This window comes from Pseudomonas nunensis (assembly GCF_024296925.1).
In the GTDB taxonomy this organism is placed as follows: Bacteria; Pseudomonadota; Gammaproteobacteria; order Pseudomonadales; family Pseudomonadaceae; genus Aquipseudomonas; species Aquipseudomonas nunensis.
The window spans coordinates 2517697-2540692 of the sequence record NZ_CP101125.1; the positions used below are offsets into that span (position 1 = coordinate 2517697).

General features: G+C 56.5%; 14 protein-coding genes. 8 read left to right on the forward strand and 6 right to left on the reverse strand.

Annotation, left to right across the window (positions count from 1 at the left end; all coding sequences use genetic code 11):
- Positions 1–38: 38 nt before the first annotated feature.
- From NK667_RS10815 to NK667_RS10835, 5 genes are all read right to left on the reverse strand, one after another.
- The gene (locus NK667_RS10815) at positions 39–764 is read right to left on the reverse strand and encodes a Crp/Fnr family transcriptional regulator (RefSeq protein ID WP_054614688.1); all 726 of its coding nucleotides are present in this window, start codon (positions 762–764) and stop codon (positions 39–41) included.
- Between the two features lie 75 nt (positions 765–839).
- Positions 840–9479, reverse strand: coding sequence for a glycoside hydrolase family 94 protein (locus NK667_RS10820; protein ID WP_054614689.1), 8640 nt, complete (start codon positions 9477–9479; stop codon positions 840–842).
- A gap of 37 nt (positions 9480–9516) precedes the next feature.
- Positions 9517–10974: an ATPase domain-containing protein gene (locus NK667_RS10825; protein ID WP_054614690.1), complete on the reverse strand. Its 1458-nt coding sequence runs from the start codon at positions 10972–10974 to the stop codon at positions 9517–9519.
- On the reverse strand, positions 10971–11372 hold the full coding sequence (locus NK667_RS10830; RefSeq protein ID WP_236708577.1) for a hypothetical protein: 402 nt from the start codon (positions 11370–11372) through the stop codon (positions 10971–10973). Before NK667_RS10830 ends, NK667_RS10825 begins: the two co-directional genes overlap by 4 nt.
- Before the next feature lie 42 nt (positions 11373–11414).
- Positions 11415–13769, reverse strand: a complete 2355-nt coding sequence (locus NK667_RS10835; protein ID WP_083471371.1) for a response regulator — start codon at positions 13767–13769, stop codon at positions 11415–11417.
- A gap of 356 nt (positions 13770–14125) precedes the next feature.
- Between NK667_RS10835 and NK667_RS10840 the strand changes: the two genes are divergently transcribed.
- The 3 genes from NK667_RS10840 to NK667_RS10850 all read left to right on the forward strand — a co-directional run bounded on the left by NK667_RS10840 (position 14126) and on the right by NK667_RS10850 (position 16560).
- On the forward strand, positions 14126–15742 hold the full coding sequence (locus tag NK667_RS10840; RefSeq protein ID WP_054614692.1) for an oleate hydratase: 1617 nt from the start codon (positions 14126–14128) through the stop codon (positions 15740–15742).
- Positions 15743–15872: 130 nt separating this feature from the next.
- Positions 15873–16127, forward strand: a complete 255-nt coding sequence (locus NK667_RS10845; protein ID WP_054614693.1) for an Lpp/OprI family alanine-zipper lipoprotein — start codon at positions 15873–15875, stop codon at positions 16125–16127.
- A gap of 37 nt (positions 16128–16164) precedes the next feature.
- The gene (locus NK667_RS10850; RefSeq protein ID WP_054614694.1) at positions 16165–16560 is read left to right on the forward strand and encodes a hypothetical protein; all 396 of its coding nucleotides are present in this window, start codon (positions 16165–16167) and stop codon (positions 16558–16560) included.
- A 24-nt stretch (positions 16561–16584) separates the two neighbouring features.
- Here NK667_RS10850 and NK667_RS10855 read toward each other — a convergent pair whose 3' ends face one another.
- The gene (locus NK667_RS10855) at positions 16585–17289 is read right to left on the reverse strand and encodes a VIT1/CCC1 transporter family protein (protein WP_054614695.1); all 705 of its coding nucleotides are present in this window, start codon (positions 17287–17289) and stop codon (positions 16585–16587) included.
- 206 nt (positions 17290–17495) lie between these two features.
- Between NK667_RS10855 and NK667_RS10860 the strand changes: the two genes are divergently transcribed.
- The 5 genes from NK667_RS10860 (at position 17496) to NK667_RS10880 (ending at position 22977) form a co-directional block, all read left to right on the forward strand.
- Positions 17496–18149 (forward strand): BON domain-containing protein, encoded by a 654-nt coding sequence (locus NK667_RS10860; RefSeq protein WP_054614696.1) that lies wholly within the window; start codon positions 17496–17498, stop codon positions 18147–18149.
- A gap of 79 nt (positions 18150–18228) precedes the next feature.
- Positions 18229–18711: a general stress protein gene (locus NK667_RS10865; protein WP_054616246.1), complete on the forward strand. Its 483-nt coding sequence runs from the start codon at positions 18229–18231 to the stop codon at positions 18709–18711.
- A 130-nt stretch (positions 18712–18841) separates the two neighbouring features.
- Complete coding sequence (locus tag NK667_RS10870) at positions 18842–20224, forward strand: NAD-dependent succinate-semialdehyde dehydrogenase (protein WP_054614697.1); 1383 nt, start codon at positions 18842–18844, stop codon at positions 20222–20224.
- A 216-nt stretch (positions 20225–20440) separates the two neighbouring features.
- The gene (gene adhP / locus NK667_RS10875) at positions 20441–21475 is read left to right on the forward strand and encodes an alcohol dehydrogenase AdhP (RefSeq protein WP_054614698.1); all 1035 of its coding nucleotides are present in this window, start codon (positions 20441–20443) and stop codon (positions 21473–21475) included.
- Between the two features lie 14 nt (positions 21476–21489).
- Positions 21490–22977, forward strand: coding sequence for a bifunctional ADP-dependent NAD(P)H-hydrate dehydratase/NAD(P)H-hydrate epimerase (locus tag NK667_RS10880; protein ID WP_054614699.1), 1488 nt, complete (start codon positions 21490–21492; stop codon positions 22975–22977).
- Positions 22978–22996: the final 19 nt, after the last annotated feature.

Genomic DNA, 22996 nt, shown 5'->3' on the forward strand with positions numbered 1-22996 from the left:
ACGGAAGGCAACCCGAGTTGGGCATTCAGAATCGGTGATCAGTTGTCCTGGCGTCGGGTGTAGTGCAATAGCCGGTCAGTTTCGGTCTTCACTACCGAATAGCATTCACAGCTGAGCAACTCCAGTTGCGGGCGATTGAGGACTTTAATATGGCCACGGCTGTACTCGATGACGCTTTGACGCTGCAACTTGCCCGCAGCTTCCGTGACACCTTCCCGTCGTACGCCAAGCATGTTTGCGATCAGTTCCTGAGTCATATTCAACTGATTGCCTTGCAAACGATCGAGTGACAACAGCAGCCAGCGACATAGTTGCTGATCAATCGAATGATGGCGATTACACAAGGCGGTCTGCGACATTTGCGTAATCAACGCTTGGGTGTAACGCAGCATAAGCAACAGCAGATCGCCGTGGCGATCGAATTCCTCCTTGAGCTTTTGACCGGGCAGACGAAACGCATTGCCGGCACTCTGGACCACGGCGCGACTCGATGTGCTCTCGCCACCCATGAACACGGCAATACCAACAAGGCCTTCGTTGCCAACCACGGCGATTTCCGCCGAAGCGCCGCTTTCCGTAACGTGCAGTAGAGAAACGATGGAGTCGGTTGGGAAGTACACGTGACGCAGGGTGTCTCCGGGTTCGTAAAGCACCTCACCCAGTTCCAGGACGACCCATTCCAAGTGCGGAGTGAGACGCTTGAGTTCCTGGCTGGCGAGCGCTGCAAGTAGGTGGTTTTGGATGGGCTGCGGCGAGGCAGACATAATCAAGCTCCCTGACAGAGGACTAGTACGCCGACTCAGGGTACACCTGTGTCTCCGGAGGCAGGGAATCAACGTTTAATCGTCGACTGCTTGCACATATTTAAGCTCCAGCGGCCTTGGCAGGGGCTTACGGCAATCGACGAGAATCCGGTGCTCGACACCATCATCGATGAGCACCACCGCACCTCCTTCCAGGGGATGACCATCAAGTGTCATTGAAGTTGTATCCGTGGTCCCCTGGCGCGCTTCGAAATGGTACTCCGTCAGTCCGAATCGATAAGTCAGCGTAAAACCCGGCCAGTCCTCAGGGATCAATGGCTCTAGCCTGAGCGTGTTGCCGTTGCGTTGCAGACCGAGCAGAGATTCAACTCCCAGGCGATACATCCATCCTGCGGAGCCCGTGTACCACGTCCAACCCCCGCGTCCGGCGTGGGGTGCAGTGCCATAAACATCAGCGGCCATCACATAGGGCTCGACTTTGTAGGTGTCAATCCTCGCATTATTGAGGGGGGCGGCGGGGTTGATCAGGCTCAGTAGCTCCCAAGCCTTCACAGAGTCACCCAATTGAGCAAACGCCATCGCCGCCCACACCGCAGCGTGGGTGTATTGTCCACCGTTCTCGCGTACCCCTGGCACGTAGCCTTTGATATAGCCCGGATCCAGCTCGCCTTTGTCGAACGGCGGATCGAGCAGCAGAATCGCGCGGATCTCGGGCTTGACCAGATACTGGTCCAGCGCTCGCATTGCCAAGCGCTGTCGTGTTGCCGAACCGCCCCCAGACAGCACGGACCAGCTCTGGGCGATGGAATCAATGCGGCATTCATCGTTGATAGACGAACCCAGTGGCTGTTCGTCATCAAACCAGGCGCGGCGGTACCAAGCGCCGTCCCAGGCCTCTTTTTCCAGACTATCGCGCAGCAGGATGGCATTTTCATCACAGCGTCGCGCAAAATCATCATCGCCGTACCGCGCAGCGATAAGGGCGAAGCGCTTGAGCACATGACACCCGAAAAACCCTAACCAGACACTTTCACCGCGGCCGAGATAGCCCACGCGATTCATGCCATCGTTCCAGTCGCCGCTGCCGATCAACGGCAGTCCGTGCATACCCCGTCGCAGGCTGTGTTCGATAGCTCGCATGCAGTGCTGATAAAGCGGCTCGCGCAAATCCGACACGCCCGGCAGGTCGTAGTAGGACTCTTCACCGGTATTCAGTGCGCGCCCCTCCAGATACCCCGCGGGTTCGTCCAGCACAGACAGATCATCGGTAATTTCCACATAACGGCTTGTGGCTGCCACCAGCCAAAGAAAGTCGTCGGAGCAGGCTGTGCGCACGCCGCGATTCAGTGGTGGGTGCCACCAGTGCTGCACATCTCCCTCCTGATATTGATGACTTGCGCACAAAAGCAAATGCGAACGCACCGTTGCCGGATCTGCATGGATCATGGCCATGCTGTCTTGTAGCTGATCCCGGAACCCTATTGCTCCACCGGACTGGTAATAACCACTGCGGGCCAGGAAGCGGCAGGCGATGACCTGATACATCAGCCAGCCGTTGACCATCACATCGAAACTCGCTGCCGGTGTCTGGACCTGGATCACCGATAGCAGCGAGCGCCAGTGCTCTCGAACTTTTTGCAACTCCGCGGCGGCGACCTGTACCCCTCTGTAACGTTGCACAAGTTGGGTGGCCGCGGGAACGCTTTTTTCTGCGCCCATGCGTAGAACCACTTCCGTACTTTCACCGTCCGCGAGCGCCACCGTTACCTGAATCGCGGCGCAAGGATCCAGACCTGCTCCGATGCGCCCCGACAGCCCGGCATGTTGCATTGCTGATGGCGATTCCAGGCTGCCGTTGCGGCCGATGAACTCGGTACGATCGCCGCTGATGCTGTGGTCACTTCCATCCGTATCAAAGAACGCCACGCGCTCGTTGAACTCGATCGAATAGGCATTACGAGCGAAAAACGCACCACTCACAGGATCCGACTGGGTGACCACGTGCATCGCTGACTTGCTGCGCAGATCGCCCAGCACCCATTCCACGTAACCGGTCACCGTCAACTTTCGATTTCGACCGGACACGTTGCGTACAATCAACCGCGAGAATTTGATCGGGGCGTCGGTTGCCACGAAAACCCACAGTTCGGTCTGGATGCCATCCTCCTCATGTTCGAACACGCTGTAACCAAAACCGTGACGTGTTTGATAGCTGCCAGTACCCGGACAGGGCTTTGGTGTAGCCGACCAGAAGTGCCCTGTTTCCTCATCGCGCAGGTAAATAACCTCGCCGCTGGGGTCAATAATCGGATCGTTGTGCCAAGGTGTAAGCCGGAACTCATGCGCATTTTCCGCCCAGGTGTAGGCACTACCGGTGTCAGACACGACGGTGCCCAATTGTGCATTGGCGATGACATTGACCCAAGGGGCTGGCGTGGGGCGGGTAGCGTTCGAGTTGATCACATATTCGCTGCCATCTTCGCTGAACCCGCCGTAGGCATTGCTGAGCGACAACGGCAGGGAGAGTGGTTTGAATGGCGTGGGTATTGGCACGTATTGACGAGTCGCGACGAAGGGCGCGTACACCGGTACCACGCGCCGACGGTGTATTTGCTCGGCCAGGGAACCGAGTCCTTCGCTAAGTACCAACCGCGCGACCGACAGGATCAATGTGCGATCCTCGTTTGACATCTGTTGGGCTGTACGAACGAAAATCCCTCCGGAACGATCCACCAGCGTGGCTTCGCTACCGGAAGTTACCAGGCCCATGATCGCGTCTTGCAGTTGTTGGCGGTAACCGGTCGGGTCTTCGTTCCAAACCAAAAGGTCCACCACCAGGCCTTTCTGGCGCCAATACGCGTGTGCCTGAATCATCTTCCGGACCAGTTCGATGTTATCCAGACTTTTTATCTTCAGAAGTACGATTGGTCGGTCGCCGGAAATGGACTGTCCCCATAACCCCTGTTGGTTGCGCCGATTATCAATCAGCACGGCACTGTCGGCGCGTACTGCTGCGTTCGCGTAAAGCAGCGAAGAGGCCATTTGTTCAAATAGACGGGCGTCTGCGTGCGAAGCGTTTAGCTGGCGCAGCAGTACCTGGCTGTGGGTCCAGGACAAATCGAAGACCCGATCAGCCAGATGCCGGTCGCGGTATTTATTGATGAGAGATAGACAATGGTCGCGGCTGGTCGCCGCGCCGGTCACCAGATCGATAGTCGCTTGCTGTCCTGGTTGCAAGGTGACACGACAGCGAATTGCGACAATGGGATCAAGTACCGGCCCTGCGGTGCCCGAGAGCTGTTTGCATCCGGCATCCAGGGCGGCCGGCGACTCGAGCTTTCGCCCGCGGCCGATGAAACGGGCGCGGTCGGTTTCGTACGAAATGTCTTCAATATCGACATCATGGGCCGCCAACAAATGGCACATCCACGGTGTAGGCTCATCGCTGGCCCGTGGGCGGCGACTGCAGACAATCGCCTGTAGAGGCAACAGCAACTCTGATTGCACGAACAGCTTGCTGAAAGCAGGGTGCATTGCGTCGGTGTCTGGTCCGGCCAGCACCACTTCTGCATAGGTAGTGATCTCCAGACTTTTTGCCGATGACCCGCAATTAGTGATGTGCAATCGGCGGAGCTCGATGTTGTCTTCCGGCGAGACAACGATTTCCATGTGCGTATCGAAGTCCAGCTCCCGAGTGCGGAACTCTGCACGCGCATCACTGAAAATCGCTTCGTGGCTTTCTGTCCGGCGCAGCGTGGGTTGGAATGCTGCCGACCAGAACACGCCGGTATCGACGTCTCTCAAGTAACAGAACGTGCCCCAGTTATCCTGGGTAATGTCTTCGTGCCAACGGGTCACCGCCATATCGTTACGTCGGCTATAGCCACCACCTCCACTGCTCAGCATCACATGATAGTTACCGTTGGAGAGCAACTGAACGGCGGGGCGTTTAAGCCCGGGATGGGCGAATATCCGAAGGTCATTATCCTGGCTCTGACCGGCGTCAACCAAGGCGGACGACTGCGCTGCCTGCAGGTAAGGCGCTGCTGCTTTGGGCACCCGTTCCTGGAGCAACAGCAGGGCAGACTGCAACGCGGGGTCGGATTCGAATCGCCTTTGCATCGGTTGGTCGAGCAATACGCTGGTCAGGGCCAACAGGCTCATCCCCTGATGGTGTGCCATGAATGACTGCACCAATGCGAAACGCTGACCCCGAGGCAGACGCGCTTCGGTGTAATCGATGGCTTCGTAAAGCCCATAGCGGCCAGCCGCTCCCTCCCGAGCCAGACGCTGCAGGTTCTTGCAGGCAGCCTCGGCGTCCACCATCAACGCCAGCGCACTGGCGTAAGGCGCTACGACGATGTCATCGCCAAGGCCGCGCTTAAGGCCGAGCGCCTGCACGCCAAAGGCGCGATATTGGTAGTTGAAATGCGCATCCAGGGTGTAGTAACCGGACTCCGACACTCCCCAGGGAAGACCAAGACGATGTCCCTGTTCGATTTGAACGGCCACGGCGACATGGCAGCCTTGATCGAGCAGACTGCCGTCATAGTTCGGCATGACTAGCATGGGCATGAGGTATTCGAACATTGAGCCTGACCAGGACATCAAGGTCGGAACACCCTCGTGTTCCCCAAACAATCGACCCAGCGTAAACCACGCCCGTTGCGGAATCTGGCCTTGTGCAATGACCACGAAGTTCGTCAGGCGCACTTCGGACGCCAGCAGATCGTAATAGCCGGTGTCCAGCCGGCGCTCTTCGGCGTTGTAGCCGATGACAAACAAATCGCGTTTGTTGTCATAGAGCAGCGAGAAGTCCATTTGCGCGAGCGCGGCGGTCAGGTTGATCAGCCGGTCAAGGCCGCGGCTGGACTCGATTGCCGCGGCGCGTACCGTTTCAACGCGAACGTGATGCTCGACTGGCCAGTCCGCGTCGTTCAGATGTGCCAAGTCCCGTAGAGATTGTCTCCGCGGTTCGCGACCGATGGCGGGCGCGGGTAACCGAAAGCGTTCCAGCGCTTCAATCCAGTCGCTGCATTGTTCAATAAGTGCACTTTGCCAATAACTGCTGTCTCCCTCGGCCTCCACCTGCGGCGTCGGCACAATGGCGCGGACTGTCTGCAGCATGTCCAGCAGTGAGTTGGCGTCGAGATGTCTGGATGCGCTGTCGAGGAGTGAGTACAACTGACCCGATTCGCCATACACCTGTTGATTTTCAACCAGGGCGTCCAAGGTATCGCGCAGGCCATCGACGATTGAAAGACCAAAAAGGGGGGCGTGGGTGATTTGCACAAGGCCCGCGCGCAATGTCAGCAGCAGCCCGGCCAGATTGCCGCTGTCAACGGTCGAAATATAATGCGGCCTCAGCGGTTCCAGCGTCTGTGTGTCGTACCAGTTGTAGAAATGCTGCTGGTGGCGTTCCAGCCTGTTCATGCTGTCCAGTGATGCCGATAACCGTCGCAACAGTCGCTCGGTACTCAGATAACCAAAGTCGTGAGCTGCCAGGTTTGCGAGCAATGCCATGCCCATATTGGTAGGCGAGGTGCGGTGGGCAATGGCCGGTTTCGGTTCTTCCTGAATATTGTCCGGTGGCAACCAGTTGTCCTGCGGGCCAACGAATTCATCGAAGAACGCCCATGTCCTGCGGGTCAGCACACGCAGGAAACGCAGCGCCTCTATCGACGGTTTAAACAGCGAGCGCTTGGGCGCTGCGCTAAAACGCCACGCCATCCAGGGTCCGGCCAGCCATGACAGCAGGAGGGGGGTAGCAATGACCAGTCTGATGGGATCCGTTACTAGCACGGTTAGCGAGATCAGGGCGAAAAGGGGACCGATCCACATCTCGCGATAGTACCCGGTAAGCCGATTTGCCGAGTTGCGCTCTACCTCGCGGGAAGGTTTCCATTGCAAGAGCAAGCGTCTGCTGAAAATAATCCTCCAAAGCGAACGCGCAATCGCGCCAGCGCTGTAGTACATCTCAAACGGCAACCAGGCGATGGTCGCGCCGACTTGGGCCAGGTCTTGCGCCAGCCCGCCAAAAAGCGCCGCAAGATACTGCCGGTAGGGCACGTTCAGCGGGGGTTGCAGAACGTCGGCGAGCGTTCTGAGTAGTGGTTGCAAAACCAGCAATCCGATCACTGCCAGTGTCCAGGCCAAAGGTTCGCTACTGGCAAACCAGCCCCATGCCAACATCACCAGCAGCGCCAGTGGCTCCAGGCTGCGACGTAGATTGTCGAGAATCTTCCAGAGCGCCATGACATCCAGACGGTTACGCGCCCATTCACCTCGCGCATTGCGCGTCCACGGCAGAATCCACGGTATCAGCTGCCAGTCACCCCGGATCCAGCGATGTCGACGTTTGACGTCGGCGCTGTATCCCGAGGGATATTGTTCGTACAACTGCACATCGCTCAGCAGACCTGAACGGGCATAACAACCCTCGATCAAATCGTGGCTGAGAATCTGATTATCCGGCAGGCAGTCTTTCAGGGCGCAAGTAAAGGCGTCAACGTCATAAATACCTTTGCCAATGAACGATCCTTGATGGAACAGATCCTGATAGATATCCGATACAGCGCGGGTATAGGGGTCGACACCACCTCCGGTGCCAAGCAGACGCGAATAGATGGAACGCGGGGTGCTGGTCAGGCTGATGCCTACCCGAGGTTGTAAAAGAGCATGGCCCGATATGATTTTTTCTTTTCGGGTATCGAATACCGGCCAATTCAACGGGTGCATCATGGCCGCCACACACTGGCGGGCTACGTCTTGAGGCAACTGGGTGTCAGTATCGAGGGTCAACACGTAACGCACCGTTTGCAGTGATCGCGTGTCGCCAACCACAGTCGTGAAACGACTAGCGTCTCGTCCGCGGAGCAACGCATTGAGGTCGTTCAGCTTGCCTCGTTTGCGCTCATATCCCATCCATACCTGTTCCCCTGGATTCCAGCACCGTGGTCGATGCAGGAGGAAAAAACGGTCGATCGAACCTTCGGCGTATTTGCGATTGAGCAGGCTGATCGCCTGTGAAGCGTGTGCGAGCAAGTCGGCGTCTTGCACCTGCACCTCTTCCGGTGCATCGCAGAAGTCAGTCAGCAATGCGAAAAACAGATTGCTGTCACGATTGGCCAGGAACCTCACCTCCAGCCCCTCAACGAGATCTTCGACGTCGGCACGGGAGGCAATGAGCGTTGGAATAGCTACAAGGGTGCGAGCTTCATCTGGAACTCCATTGGCGTAGTCCATCTTTGGCAACATCGTGGGCAACAGGCTGAACGTCACCAACCAATTGATCAGACTGAAAGCCAACTGACTGGTCATGATCAGACAAGGCACAGCCAACACCAGCAATTCGGTGAAAGACAGACCATCGCGGCCCGCGGACGCAAGCATTGGCAGGGCGAAAATCACAGTAAGCGACCCTGCCGGGGCGAGGTAAAACATCAATGGCGAACGTTGAACAAGGCGCTTCCAGCGTTCGTGAAGTGGCACATGGGCCTTGAGCCTTTGCTCAAGAATGCCAATGCCCGCGCCAATCAGGAAATAGCCTACATGGCTGGCTAACAAGCTGTCGGACGTTAAGGCGTTCTGCTCTCCCGAAAGCTTGACGACAATGTCTGCAACCTGGATTTCCGAGTGCTGGCTACGCCTGGCGAGCCGCTCGATCACGTGCCGATAGCTGTCGCGAGTGTCGAAGTCCATGAATGGATAAACAGCCGCCGGATCATTCTTCAATGTCTGCTCAACCAGGCTCATCGACTCGACGAATTCCCGCCAGTTGGTGGCAGACAACAGCCGCAAGCTTGCAATGCTGTTGCTGATTGAAACCTGATCGGCAGACTGTTGCCGAGTGTCGAGCTGCACTTGACGTTCAATGCTCGAGCCGGTCTCAACGAGTGTTTGCTCGATCCAGTTCAGCGGCAGCGCTAACGCAGCGCTTTGGCCCTGCAGGCGACGGGCGAACTCGGCGACGAAAGCGGCCGTCAGAGGCGGCGCCGAGTGAGCCATATCGGCGACGGTCAGTACCACACTTTTCACGTCGCGTTCGGATATCTCAATCAGTCGCTCGGCCCAGTCATCGGCCAGATTTCCGTCGTCCCAGTTAGCCATAACGCGTGACGCGACCCTGCGTAGGTTTTCGATCAAGGCCAGACGCAGCATGATCGGGACTGCCCAGAGCTCGCCAAGAGAGAGTGGCATCACCGTTTGATAGGCGACTATAAAACGTCTGAGGCTGTGTTCGTCGAACCGACCGTCACCATGAGAGATTGTCTCCAGTGCAATGTCATACACCCTGGGCAGGCCGGTCGACGGGCCATTGATCAGGCGCGGCAACTCTCGGCTGTAGCCTTTGGGCAGGTGCGTCCTGGCGGTACGAATGTGATCTTCAATGAGAAAGTAATTGTCCAAAAGCCACTCGGCGGCCGGCGTAATGCGTCGACTGGTCGGCGATGCCTGTATCAGCGCAGTGCAGCTACTGCTGAGGAGGACTTCGTTGTCATCCAGCCTGCCTAGCAGAGAGTCTCGTACGTACAATTCGCTGAGCTGATGCTGTCCGGCAAGAGCGATACCGTGACTAGCCATCTGATCTGCGTTGAAAAGCTCGGAGCGAAGAATTTGCTCATGAGCGAACTTGAGTGGGCGGTATTTGCCACTTCGGCAGAAAGCAGTCAGCCGGGAAAGTAGCCGGCTGGCGCGTATCCATATGCTGGTCATAGGTGCCCTGATCCTGGGAATCGGGTAAAGAGTTGTTCTATTCGTCTCGGAGGAGCTTCTGCGAAGGTCGCCCACCCAATAGTCCCTCACGATCCCTTAATGGTTGGCCAACCACGATTCCATCTTCGTTGATGTCGTAACGTCGCAATTCATCAGAGTGAGCACTGGCGCGTACTTTGACCACGGCCATAACGCGCAGTAGGCGACTGTCGATTTCGATATAGCGCTGAACGATGATGGCATCCGTCATGAAGGCAGTGCCGTAAGGGCTGAAACGAAGGTCGGTGTAGCGATCTTCAAGCTCGCAAGTCATCAGTGTGCTGACACCCGCCTGGCTCAAGGCACTGACCAGACACAACAGTGATTCACGAAAGTCATCCCGAAACGTCGGCGCCAAAGCCAATTCAAAACCCGAAAGCGAGTCGATGACAACGCGTGTGGCGCCGAGCCGTTTTACTTCAAGAAGCAACAGATGAACGATCTCGTCGATGGACAGGTCCGAAGCGCGGCTGTTCACCAGTCCCACCCGGTCTGCTTCGATCAAGCGTGAAAGCTCAGGGCTCTGTGAGCGGTTCGGATGCTGCTCGAACACTGCAATCACCCCCGTTTCACCCTGGTTCGCACCGGCGGCGAGAAAGCTAGCGGCCAAAATGGTTTTGCCTGAGCCGGATGGTCCTGCTACCAGAAGTGAATAACCCTTTGGAAGGCCCCCGCCAAGCATTTCGTCAAGACCCGAGATGCCAATCTTCAAGCGCGAGCGTGTCGCTGATTGGGCAGCAAGTGGTTCCACACTGTTTTGCACAGGGGCGAATACGGTAACGCCTGTTTGATCGATGCGAAACGTATGCAGCCCGGGCAAGGTCGATTGCCCACGCATTTTCATGATCTGCATTTGTCGCACCATCGAATTGCGCTGCACCGTCTGGCCCATCCAGATCAAGCCATCGGCCACGGTGAAGACGGGATTACTCTCGGCCGGGGAAAAGTACTCGCCTATCAAGAATGTTGTCGCCTGCCAACTGGTCATCATCACCCCCAGTTCTTGCACAAACTGCGGCAGGTTGTTGTTGGGGTTGGCTTGTGTCTGACTTGCCAACACCACTGAACGGAACGAATCAATAAACACTAAGCCGGGACTGTAGGCTTCCACTTCACTGACGACGCGCGCTAATACCGCGTCAAGGTCACCGGCCAGCGTGTCCATGGAGAGGTTGATGTAGCGCACTGAGTGGTTGAGCGCCTGACTCTGAAAAAACTCGAATTGCTGCTGGTAGCGCAACATCTTCAAAGGCGGTTCACCCAAGACCGTGAAATACAGCGCGGGGCGCTCGGGGGTGGCCAAGGCAAACATCATCTGGTGGGAAAGGGTTGTCTTGCCGCTGCCTGGCGGTCCGGCGATAAGGTTGAACGAGAACTCCGGCAGGCCGCCACCGAGAACTTCATTGAGCCCCGGGACACCGGTAGACAGACGGTTGATCTGTACGCTGGTACTCATTTCTCGCTGCTCTGATGATTGGTTCGGTCCATGGAGCCCGCCGTGCAATCGCCCACGAGTTGCTCTGTGAGCGAGGGGCCGATCAGGGAGGCCAGCAATGTATAAAAAGTGCTGATCAGTGCATCACCTGATTGACGGGCATCAGCGTGGCTCTGTTTAGCCAACAAAGCTTTCAGGGATGATGTATTCATCACCGTTTCTTCGTACTCATGGACAGATTCGAAAAAAGGATGATTCGCTGCGCACAGGAGCAGGCTACGTCGGTAAAGCGCAGTCACTGCCTGTGGTCCGATGATCGGTGTCAGCGCGGCTCGTATTTCTTCAAGTGTCAGTACAAGCGCCTCGGCCACCTGGCCAGCGCTGTACTGGTCATGCCCCTGTACGTACAGCATTGGCACGCAACGTCTCTGTTCATCACTTGGCATGATCGGCATTACTCATCAGCACGATAGGCGCTGGGCTGCAAGTGCAATACGAGCCAGTGCAGGAATGGACTTGGAATGAGTGCGAGTCATGATCGAAGCGCGGTGATTTTCCACGGTGCGCTGGCTGATCCCGAGCTCGACAGCGATGTTCTTGCTCGGGTGACCTGCCAGCACCATGTCCATGATTTGGCGCTGACGGTCAGTGAGGTTGTTAATGCATTGGGTGGCTTCGTGAGTCCAGGCCAGTTTTTTATTCGAATCACGCGAGTGTTCCAACGCTCTGGCAACACTTTGAAGAACCTCACTTCGACCAAATGGCTTTTCAATAAAGTCCGAAGCGCCAGCCTTCATGGCATCTACAGCAATCGACACTTCACTGCTACCGCTGATCATTACGGCAGGCAAATCGTCGCCGTTGCTTCTCAATCGATGCAGGAGATCAAGGCCTTCCATTCCCGGCAGATGAGCATCAACCAGCAAGCATGCCCGTAGCCCGGGGGAGTAGTCCTCCAGAAACGCCTCGCATGACGCATAGTCCTGGACTAGATAATCGCTTGATTCAAGGACTCCTCGAATCGTATCGCGAAAAAGATCGTCGCGATCAACCACGAATATGATCGATGTCCTTGTATCGCATGACTCGTTTTTATCGAGTTGCTCATCGTCGACAATCGCCAGACGTTGTTGTGAAAGCAACGAAGTAATAACAAAGATGACCTCTTTGAGCTTCGCCGGTTTGTTGAGCTGAGTACAGTGCTCGAACGCCACGTCACGGGAGGTCTGTCGTGAAATATCACCAGTCAGGATGATGGCGGGAATGCTGCGGTGCAGTCTTTTGCGCAGCTGGCTGATTAGTTGCAAGCCATTGATCGATCCTGGCAGATTGAAGTCAGCCAGTATCAGATCAGGTTGGACGCCTCGATGTGTGACGCTTTCGAGCGCCGTGACACCGTCGATCGCCATTGCCACTTGATATCCTTCGGATTTGAGCAGGCCGCCCAGTAATTCGAGCAGTTCAACGTCATCCTCGACAATCAGGATCATTTCTTTGTTGGTTACTGGGCCGTGCTCTTGTAAATCATTTTCTTGCGCCGCGCTTGGCAGGGCTGCGCTTTCACGGGATAAAGCGACGTCAATAGAAAATGCAGACCCTTTTGCAAGACTCGATTGCACACGTAAACGGTGGCCCAACACGGTGCACAAGCGTTTAACGATAAGTAATCCTGTGCCATTCCCCAGACTGAAGTTTTCTATAGGCGCCGCGTAGTCTTTGAGGATTAATTCCTGCTCCGATGACCCCATGCCTATACCGGTATCCCAGACTTCAATGCTGAGCCACCGGCCGTGGCGGCGGCAGCCCAGAAGTATCCGACCTTCGTGGGTGTACTGCAGCGCATTGGACAGCAGATTGCGCAACATTTGCTCCAGTAGGCGCGGGTCACTTTCCACCGAAAGATGACAAGGAACTACCTTCAGTTTTAAACCTTTGGCACCTGCCTTGTAGCGGAACTCGTCAGCGAGTCGATCCAGCAGGTCACTCATTCGAAAGCTGACGGGGTTTGCCAGGATCGCGCCGGTTTCAATGTGGTTGATATCCAGAAGGGCATTCAGCATTCCGGACATTGCGCCCACGGTTTCGCCAATCCTGACCGTCAGCTTGCGAGGTTGCTCATCTTTGAGAATGCCCAGCAGCAGGCCTTGCAACAACTTGAGTGTTTGTAAAGGCTGGCGCAGATCATGACTGGCGGAGGAGAGAAAGCGTATCCGGGTGGCGTTAGCGAGTTCCGCTTTCTGCGTTGCGTCTTCAAGCGCTTGGGTGACCTGCTTTTTATCGCGGATATCGGTAAAGGTAATGATCACACCTTCAACAAAATCATCTTGTTTGTTATAGGGCGAAATCCGACGGGTAAAACTCACTCCACTACGCGATTCGACGTCTCGCTCCAGCGGGGTCATATCACGCATGACAGTTTTGGCATCATCCAGCAGATTGACATCGGTTGCCATCGGACATAGGTCAGCCAGTGGTCGCCCAATGTCCTGGGTAAGAATGTTGAATAGTGACTGACTAGCGGGGGTGAACAAGCGGATATTCAGATTTGCGTCTAACAGAATGACCGCGATGTTCATGCTATTCAGCACGTTCAGTGAAACAAGCGAGGCGGTCCGTTGCTGTTCGAGCGAAGCACGAAGCTGATCATTCATCTCAGTCAGCTCGATGTTCAAGGAGCGCAACTGGTGAGTGGATTCGGTTGTGTTCTTCGGCGTCAATTGCTCTTTCGAGCCCAGCGTTGCAGCATCGGCTGAAGGAGATGGGGTAATCACCTTGGGCGTGGCCGTTCCAGCGTCGAGTGGAAGGCGAACTGGCATTGTGATCTCGCAGCAATGCATTCCGAAGGAATACGTCTCCTTGGATCCTACACCCCTTTAGTCGCTACGCAATGTCCACGCTTCAATGCTGTTCGAGTCAGCAACGTTGTAAATGGCATTCCCAACTGACCTGCTAAAAGTTACCCCGCCATTGCTGAACCGCGCCTACGTTTGTACCAGTGTATGTCGCCAAAGGTCTCCGACCGACGGTCGCTTACAGAATGCCTTGCTTACAGAAAACCCCTAGGTAGTTTCCGAGTCTGTCGCCCCCACTGTAATTCCTCATACCCTGAAATTCATACCGGCGCATCTCTACGGGGGTGCTTTTCGACGACTCGGCACTCAGAGTACGACCCATGACCGATAAAGATGACTCGCAAACAAATGCACCGAGTGAAACTGAGCCGCGTTTCTACCTCGTAGGCGGGGGAATAGCCGCCATGGCTGCGGCCGCGTTCATGATCCGTGATGGCGATGTCATCGGGCGCAACATCACCCTCTTCGAAAAACTCGACACGCCCGGGGGTAGTCTTGATGGTGGAGGATCGGCACAGGACGGTTATGTGCTTCGGGGGGGACGGATGTTCGAGAGCAAGTATGTATGCACTCTGGAGTTGTTCGCGTCGATTCCGACCCTTGATGGCAAAACAACCGTCACGCAGGAGACACTCGCCTGGAATGAACGGATGCACACGTCTTCCAAGTCACGACTTGCCCGCAACGGTCTCAGGGAAACGGCTCCGGAATTCGGACTTACCGAGGGTGACATTCTGACGATCGAGAGGATCGCAATCGAGTCGGAAGCAGCATTGGGACGAACCACGATCGCCGATCAGTTTTCAGAGTCGTTCTTCCAGACTCAATTCTGGTTGATGTGGTGCACCACGTTTGCTTTTCAACCTTGGCACAGTGCCGCGGAATTCCGTCGCTACATCGTGCGCTTCGCACACATGGTGGCGGGATTCAATCGGCTCGAAGGCATCATGCGAACGGTCTACAACCAGTACGATTCGCTGGTCAGGCCCTTGCACAAATGGCTGGTCGAGCACGGCGTGGTCTTTGAGCAAGGGGCTTGCGTGACGGATATGCATTTGCGTGAGCAAAACAACGGAAAAAGCGTCAAGCGTATCCTCTACGAGCGCAATGGTGGGCAGTCAGTCGTCGATGTTCGAAGCTGTGATTACGTGTTAGTGACGCTTGGTTCCATGACCGAAGCGTCGAGCATTGGAGGCATGGATCAAGCTCCGCAATTGAAAAGCAAAGCGATCAAAGGCGCTTGGGCTCTTTGGGAAACATTGGCAAAAGGCAGGCCCGAGTTCGGCCACCCACAGGTGTTTTCCAATCATATCGATGCGACCAAGTGGGTATCGTTCACGACGACCCTCAGCGATCCGGTCTTTTTGCGACGGACCGTGGAATTTACCGGCAACGTACCGGGGGAGGGCGGTTTAATAACCTTTCCTGAGTCCAACTGGTTGATGTCGATAGTGGTGCCATTCCAGCCTCACTTTATTGACCAGCCCGAGGAAGTCAGCGTGTTTTGGGGCTACGGGTTGCATGTCGACGTCCCGGGCAATTTCGTCAATATCCCGATGTCTGCCTGTACCGGGCGGGAAATCATGACGGAGTTGCTTGGGCATCTGCACTTTGGTTCAGACAGCCAGGCCATCCTGAAAAGCGCAATCTGCATTCCCTGCATGATGCCGTTCATCACCAGTCAGTTCATGCCGAGAGAGGAGGGCGATCGACCTCAGGTCGTGCCCGAGGGATACAAAAACCTGGCCTTTATAGGGCAGTACTGTGAACTGCCTAACGACGTCGTCTTCACCGTGGAGTACTCGATACGTACTGCGCAATGCGCAGTTTCCAGTTTGCTGGGGCTCAAACGCAAACCGCCAAAAGTCTACAAGGGCGCGACGGATCCTCGTGTCTTGTTCAAGGCCTTCAAGGCGTTGCATGACATGGGTGTTTAAGTGCTGCGGATCTGCATATCCCTTGCCTAGGTAGTTTCCGAGCCTTCTTTCAGAGCCAACTACCGAATAGGGTGATCTCTCTGCATCGGCAGACCGAACTACGCCTATTCAGGCGCCAAGGAGTGACACCATGAGAAAACTCACCCTGACTACTTCATTGATCGTGGTCTTGGCGATGACTGCCGGTTGCAGTCACCGCCGACAGGAGATTGACGCCCGGATAAGCGGCGCCGAAGACATGGCAACAGCGGCCAGAGTGCACGCGGATCAGTCGGCGGCCAAAGCAGATCAGGCACTGCGTGCAGCCCTGGAGGCAAAGAAATCGGCAGACGAAGCCAATGCGCGCGCACAACTTATGCTCAAAAAGGCCGGTCGCGCCAATTAACGACAGGCGCATTCCAATTCAATTGAATGGCACCGCTATGAAAATGAGTATTTTGCTGAGTCTGATGTGTGCTTGCCTTGTCGGCTGCGTACATGCTCCGACTGAAAAAAAAATGACCACGCCGGACTCGATCGAAAACCTCAGTCAGCCCCGCATCAAGGTGCCGGTTACCGCCAAGGACGACTACGTAGCCAAGACCAAAGCGCTGACCGGGCTGGAGGGCGACGGATGGGTGTTCGACCCGCTCTACGCGACCGCAGTGAATACCGAGCGCCGTGACCTTGCCGTGTGTAGTTTTGCTCGCCAGCGAGGAACGACAAATTCGGTTTATTTTGCCTATTACAGCGGCGAGCTGATCCTTTCGGATGACAAAGCGCCTTCTGGTGTCAGTGTTGAAAATGAATTCCTGACGATGATTTGTTCCCCCTCCTGAATCGTGACAACCACGTTTTTAGCGCTAGACAATCGCCCCGAAGAGTCTGCCAACCACAGCGGTAATAACCATCGCCAAAGCTCCCCAAAATGTCACCCTCCAGGCCCCCGCCAGCAAGGGAGCGCCCCCGGCTTTTGCGGCGACGGCGCCCAATGTGGCGAGGAAAACAAGTGACATGATCGATATCCAAAGGATCACGCTCTGAAGCGGCACTATCAGCGTTACGGTGACCGGCAAAATGGCGCCGACGGTGAAACTCGTCGCAGACGCGAACGCTGCGGAAAGAGGCTTGGCACTCAGCTCCTCGGAAATACCCAGTTCATCTCGGGCGTGTGAACCCAGGGCATCGTGCGCCATTAACTGGATGGCCACCTGTCTGGCCAGTTCAGGCTCAACCCCTCGGCCGACGTAGATATGTGCCAGCTCTTGATGTTCAGCCGCAGGCTTTGTTTCGATCTCTTTTTTCTCTCTTGCCAAGTCAGCGTGCTCGGTATCGGCCTGGGAGTGCACGGAAACGTACTCACCTGCCGCCATCGACATAGCGCCCGCTACGAGCCCCGCGACACCCGTCACGATCAGCGCGTTGTGCGTGGTACTGGCGGCTGCAACGCCGATTAACAGGCTGGCGGTCGACACAATTCCATCGTTTGCCCCCAGCACAGCCGCTCTGAGCCAGCCTATACGGCTGCTGGTATGGGTTTCGGCATGACGACGCATGAATTTGCTCATTGCAGTTGGCCTGCTGTGCGATGGCTTCAGCCGAGAGTGTAGGTAGTTTCCGAGGCTACTCATGAGCAAATCAGGCGCCTAACTTGATTGACTCTGCCACTGCGCAGCTGCAACGACTGCTTTGACGTTGAAGCCACGGGGTCTGATTGATGAGCGGCCTTGTGACAAAAGCCGCAGCGGCAACCACATAATTCGGGATTGAATTCATGAAAACCGATCAGGAACTGAAAAACGACATCCTTGCGGAGTTGCGCTGGGAGCCCTCGGTCAACGCCGAACAGATCGGTGTTGAGGTCAAGGATGGCATCGTGACCCTCGCCGGACACGTCAACAGTTACGTCGAGAAGTGGGCCGCCGAGCAAGCCGTACAGAAGATCTCGGGTGTTCGTGCGCTGGCCGTGGAAATGGACGTGAAGCTCCCAGGCTTGAGCCAGCGTAATGATGCCGATGTCGCGCGTTCTGCCGATAGCGCCCTGGAGTGGGCAACCAATCTACCCAAAGACTCTATCAAGATTCAGGTTGAAGGCGGTTGGGTGAGTTTGACGGGGGACGTGGAGTGGGAATACCAACGCAGGGAAGCGGAAGGTGCAGTCCGAAACCTGATGGGCGTCAAGGGTATCAATAACAACATTTCAATCAAATCCGCGGTTTCGGTAAGAGGCGTTAAGGTCGAGATCACTGAAGCGCTCAAACGTCGGGCAATTATCGATTCGCAGAAGATTACGGTCGAAGTCCACGGTGCCGATGTGACCTTGTCCGGGACAGTCGACAATTGGGCGGAGCGAGAGTTGGCAATGCATTCAGCCTGGAGTGCGGCTGGCGTCAAGAATGTGCAGAACAACATCATCGTCAGCTACTGATCCTCATGTGGTGTTCGGCAACAGGACGCGTGTGTCTTGCACCGTTTTCAGATACGTCCCCATGAGCAGGCTTCAGACCATGAGCATTAACCGTTCTGATTTCTACATCTTTAAAACCCATGCCGAAGCCGAAAGTGCGATACGTGCTCTGAGCCAGGCAGACTTTGACGTAAAGAAACTCTCAATCGTGGGTAAGGGCTATCACACGGAAGAACACCCGATCGGCTTTTACCAGTTGGGAGACAAAGTGAAGTCTTGGGGCGCTATGGGAGCTCTTTGGGGCAGTGTCTGGGGGCTTCTTATTACGCCGGCATTTTTCTTCCTGCCTGGCCTGGGGCTCGTTGCCTTGGCGGGTCCTTTGGTGGCCCTGTTGGTGAGTGCGCTGGAGGGCGCTGTGATTGTCGGCGGTGTCTCCGCACTCGGCGCAGCGCTATTAAATATGGGGTTAAGCAAAGACCAGGTCATCAAATACGAAACCGCCCTCAAGGCTGACGAGTATTTATTAATGGTGCATGGCAGCAGCCACGACATCGATGCGGTGCGAGCTGTGCTCGGGGATTGAAATCACGGCGCTTTCGTTTCGAGAGAACTGCGCATTTAGCCACTACCAGAGCACTCCCATAGGGAATAACCCTTGTGGGCTCTCAGCCGAAATCCATCGGCCTGTGTTCACTCAAGTGAAGGCATTCGTCATGGCTTATACAAGTGTTAATCCCAGTGACGGCCAGTTGCTGGAAAGCTTTGAACAAATCAGCGATCTCGAGTTGGAAGAAAAGCTTGCGGCCGCAGAGCATTGTTTTCAGAGCTGGAAACATACCTCTTATGCGCAACGTGCCGCAGTGATTGGCAGGGCGGCAGAACTGATGCACTCCAGGGTTGAAGACCTGGCTCGACTGGCAACATTGGAGATGGGGAAACGCATCAGCGAAGCCAGTGGTGAAGTGACCTTCAGCGCCGATATCCTGGACTATTACGCAAAAAATGCTGAGCGCTTTTTGGCACGCCAAAGACTCCACCCCCAACAGGGCGAAGCCCATATGGAAAGCAGCCCTATCGGGGTGATTTTCGGCGTTGAACCCTGGAACTTTCCTTTTTACCAATTGGCACGTGTCGCAGGGCCGCATCTCATGGCGGGCAATGTGTTGGTGGTCAAGCACGCCGGTTGTGTTCCGCAATGCGCGATGGCTTTCGAGTCGCTGTTGGTCGAGGCCGGAGCACCCTTGGGCCTCTACACCAACCTGATGATTTCCCATGAGCAGTCGGACCGCGTGGTGGACGACGCACGCGTCAAAGGTGTCGCCCTTACGGGTAGCGTAGCCGCCGGCCGCAGTCTCGCGGCGCGGGCCGGAGCCAACCTCAAGCCTTCATCGATGGAACTGGGCGGCAGCGACGCGTTTATCGTACTGGAGGACGCCGACCTTGACCTCGCCGTCAACTGGGCGGTCTGGGGGCGTATGTACAACTGCGGGCAAACCTGTTGCGCCGCCAAGCGCTTTATCGTGCTTGAAGAAGTCGCAGATGTATTTATTGAGCGCTTTCAGGCAGCACTGGCTGCGCTTAAGCCAGGCAACCCGATGGACGAGAGCACGACACTGGGGCCCATGTCGACAGAGTCGGCCCTGCAGCAGTTGCTGGCGCAGGTCGAAGACGCTGTGTTTAACGGCGCCGAGGTACTGCTTGGCGGCGAGAGAATTCGTCGTCCGGGCGCTTACATGAGTCCGACCATCCTGACCAACATCGCGCCCGACAATCCGGCTTTCAGAGATGAATTCTTTGGCCCTGTCGTGCTTTTTTTCCGGGTCAAGGATGAAGAAGAGGCGATCGCGCTAGCCAATGACTCGGATTTCGGCCTGGGTGGCTCGGTGTTCACAAGAGACGTGGGCCGTGGTCTGCGACTCGCCAGCCGGATCGATACCGGCATGGTGTTTATCAACAACATCAGTTGGTCAGATGCTGAATTGCCCTTCGGAGGGATTAAGAACTCCGGTTACGGGCGTGAGTTGGGCGATATAGGCATCCAGACCTTCGTTAACAAAAAACTGGTGCGTTACGTCTCCGTTGACGCTCCGGTTTAAGGCCGCGTCGCGCCCACTCAAGGCGCCGAGTTCTGCGCTAATTCGTGCCCGCTTAGGTCGTCATGTCGAGCATGATTGAAGCGGTCAGGGGCTTGGGTTTGTCCGCCGCCAGTTGATACGCAAGGTGCAGCGCACACCGGAAATCGGCCCACCTTCTGGACCTGCTTGTCACTTCATGTGGCCCCATGTACGGGACCCATCAAAAAGGAAGCTCCCATGACACTCCAAATGCTGGCTGCCGTCGTTGAACAATTCGGCCAGCCGCTGGTGCTTAAACGTTGCGATATTCCAACCCCCGGTCCCGGGCAGATTCTGGTTCGTACCGAGGCCTGCGGGGTTTGTCATACCGACCTGCATGCGGCCCGTGGCGACTGGCCGCTCAAACCGGGTTTGCCTTTTATTCCGGGACACGAAGGCATCGGTATCGTCACAGCCCTCGGGGCCGGAGTAACCAGTGTCAAGGAAGGCGAGCGGGTCGGTGTGCCGTGGCTGTATTCGGCCTGCGGGCATTGTGAATACTGTCTGTCGGCCTGGGAGACGGTGTGTGCCCAAGCACAATTCGGTGGCTACACAAAGAATGGAGGCTTTGCCGAATACATTCTGGCAGACCCGAACTACGTCGCACACATTCCCCATGGCCTTGATCCGAGAGAGGCCGCGCCAATCATTTGTGCCGGCGTCACGACTTACAAAGGCATCAAGGAAACCGAGGCCCGGCCGGGGCAGTGGATTGTGATTTCCGGTGTGGGGGGACTGGGCCACCTGGCTGTTCAATATGCCAAGGCCATGGGGCTGCGAGTCTGCGCCGTTGATATTGATGACCGCAAACTGGCCCATGCCACCCGACTTGGAGCCGATGCCGTGGTTAATGCCAAAAAAGGCGACCCGGTCGAAGCGGCGAAAGAGGCTACTGGCGGCGGTGGTCATGGCGTGCTTATCACCGCGCCCTCGCTCAGCGCATTCAATCAAGGCGTCGCCATGACGCGTAAACACGGGACTTGCGTGCTGGTGGGGTTGCCGCCCGGTGAGTTTCCGGTGCCGCTGTTCGATGTGGTCGCCAACTGCATCACCGTTCGCGGCTCGTTTGTCGGCACTCGTCAGGACATGGCCGAGGCGCTGACCTTTGCTGCTCAGGGCAAGGTCAAGGCAGACATCGAGTTGCAGCCGTTGTCGGCGATCAACCAGATTTTCGAGCGCCTCGAACACGGAGATGTTCCATCGCGTGTGGTTATCGACTTCAGTGCGGTTTGAAAGAGTGGTAGAGCATGAACATGTTGATTTCCGAGTCTGTGCTGACAAATCGCCAGTGCGCCTTACTTACCGTTGGGCAGATGGCCGAAGCCGATCGGCGCTCGGTCGCTGCCGGTGTGTCGTCTTTTGAATTGATGGCCAATGCCGGTGCGGCAGTGGCGCACGAAATCGAGTGCCACTGGACACCGAGACCTGTGTTGGTGCTGTGCGGGCCAGGTAATAACGGTGGTGATGGTTTCGTCACCGCCCACGTGCTGGCAGAAGCAGGCTGGCCGGTGAGGGTGGCAATGCTGGGGAGCCGATTCAGCCTCAAGGACGAAGCGCGGCAGCATGCCCAACGATGGGTTGGGGAAGTTGAAGCGTTGAGTCCCGAGGTGCTCGAAGGTGCCGAGTTAATCGTTGATGCTCTATTCGGCGCAGGCCTCAGTCGCCCACTGCAAGACCAGGCGCTGGAAACGCTTGCCGCCGCCAGCCATGGCACTGTCCCCATTGTCGCAATCGATACGCCTAGCGGCGTGATGGGCGATAGCGGTGAATCGCTAGGGGCGGTTCCGGCAGTGCTGACCGTGACTTTTTTCCGCAAGAAACCAGGCCACCTGCTGCTACCAGGGCGAGACTTGTGTGGCGAAGTGATCGTTGCGGACATTGGCACCCCGAAAGCGGTGCTCGATGCCATCGCGCCCCAAACATATGAAAATCATCCAGCACTGTGGTTGGCCAACCTGCCGCGAGCCACGTCGGACACCGACAAACACAGCCGTGGCCATGCCCTGATTTTCGGCGGGTATCCAATGACGGGGGCGGCTCGAATGGCTGCCAGAGGTGCAGCGAGAGCCGGTTCGGGTCTCACGACCATTGCGGTGCCTGAAATAGCGTTTCCCATTTATGCCACAGTGCTGGACAGCATCATGGTACGTCCATGGCTGACGCCGGAAGACTTCGGTCACTTGCTCAATGGCAGCCGCTTTTCCGCTTGGTTGATTGGCCCGGGTGCCGGCGTTGACAAGGAAACCTTCGGTCATGCTCTGGCAATGCTTGCCACTGGCCGCCCAACCATCATCGACGCCGATGCGATCACCGCATTCCAGGATGAACCCGGCGCGCTGGATCGAGCCATTCACGGTCCATGCGTGTTGACGCCCCATGAGAGCGAGTTCCGCCGGGTTTTTGATCCCTTTGGCGACAAGCTGACCCGCACCCGAGCCGCTGCCCGGCGTTGCGGGGCAGTCGTGGTCCTCAAAGGCAGTGACACCGTGATCGCCGCCCCCGACGGCAGAGCAATCATCAACGCCAATGCACCGCCAACTTTAGCCACCGCTGGGACGGGCGATGTCTTGAGTGGAATTATTCTGGGTCTGCTAGCGCAAGGAATGTCGGCCTTTGACAGTGCCGCAGCGGGAGTCTGGTTGCACGGTGCGGCGGCTGCCGAATTTGGTCCCGGACTACTGGCAGAAGATCTGCCGGATCTGTTACCCGCGGTGTTCCGTCGGCTGTATAGCTGATAGCCACCCGTTAAGGAGA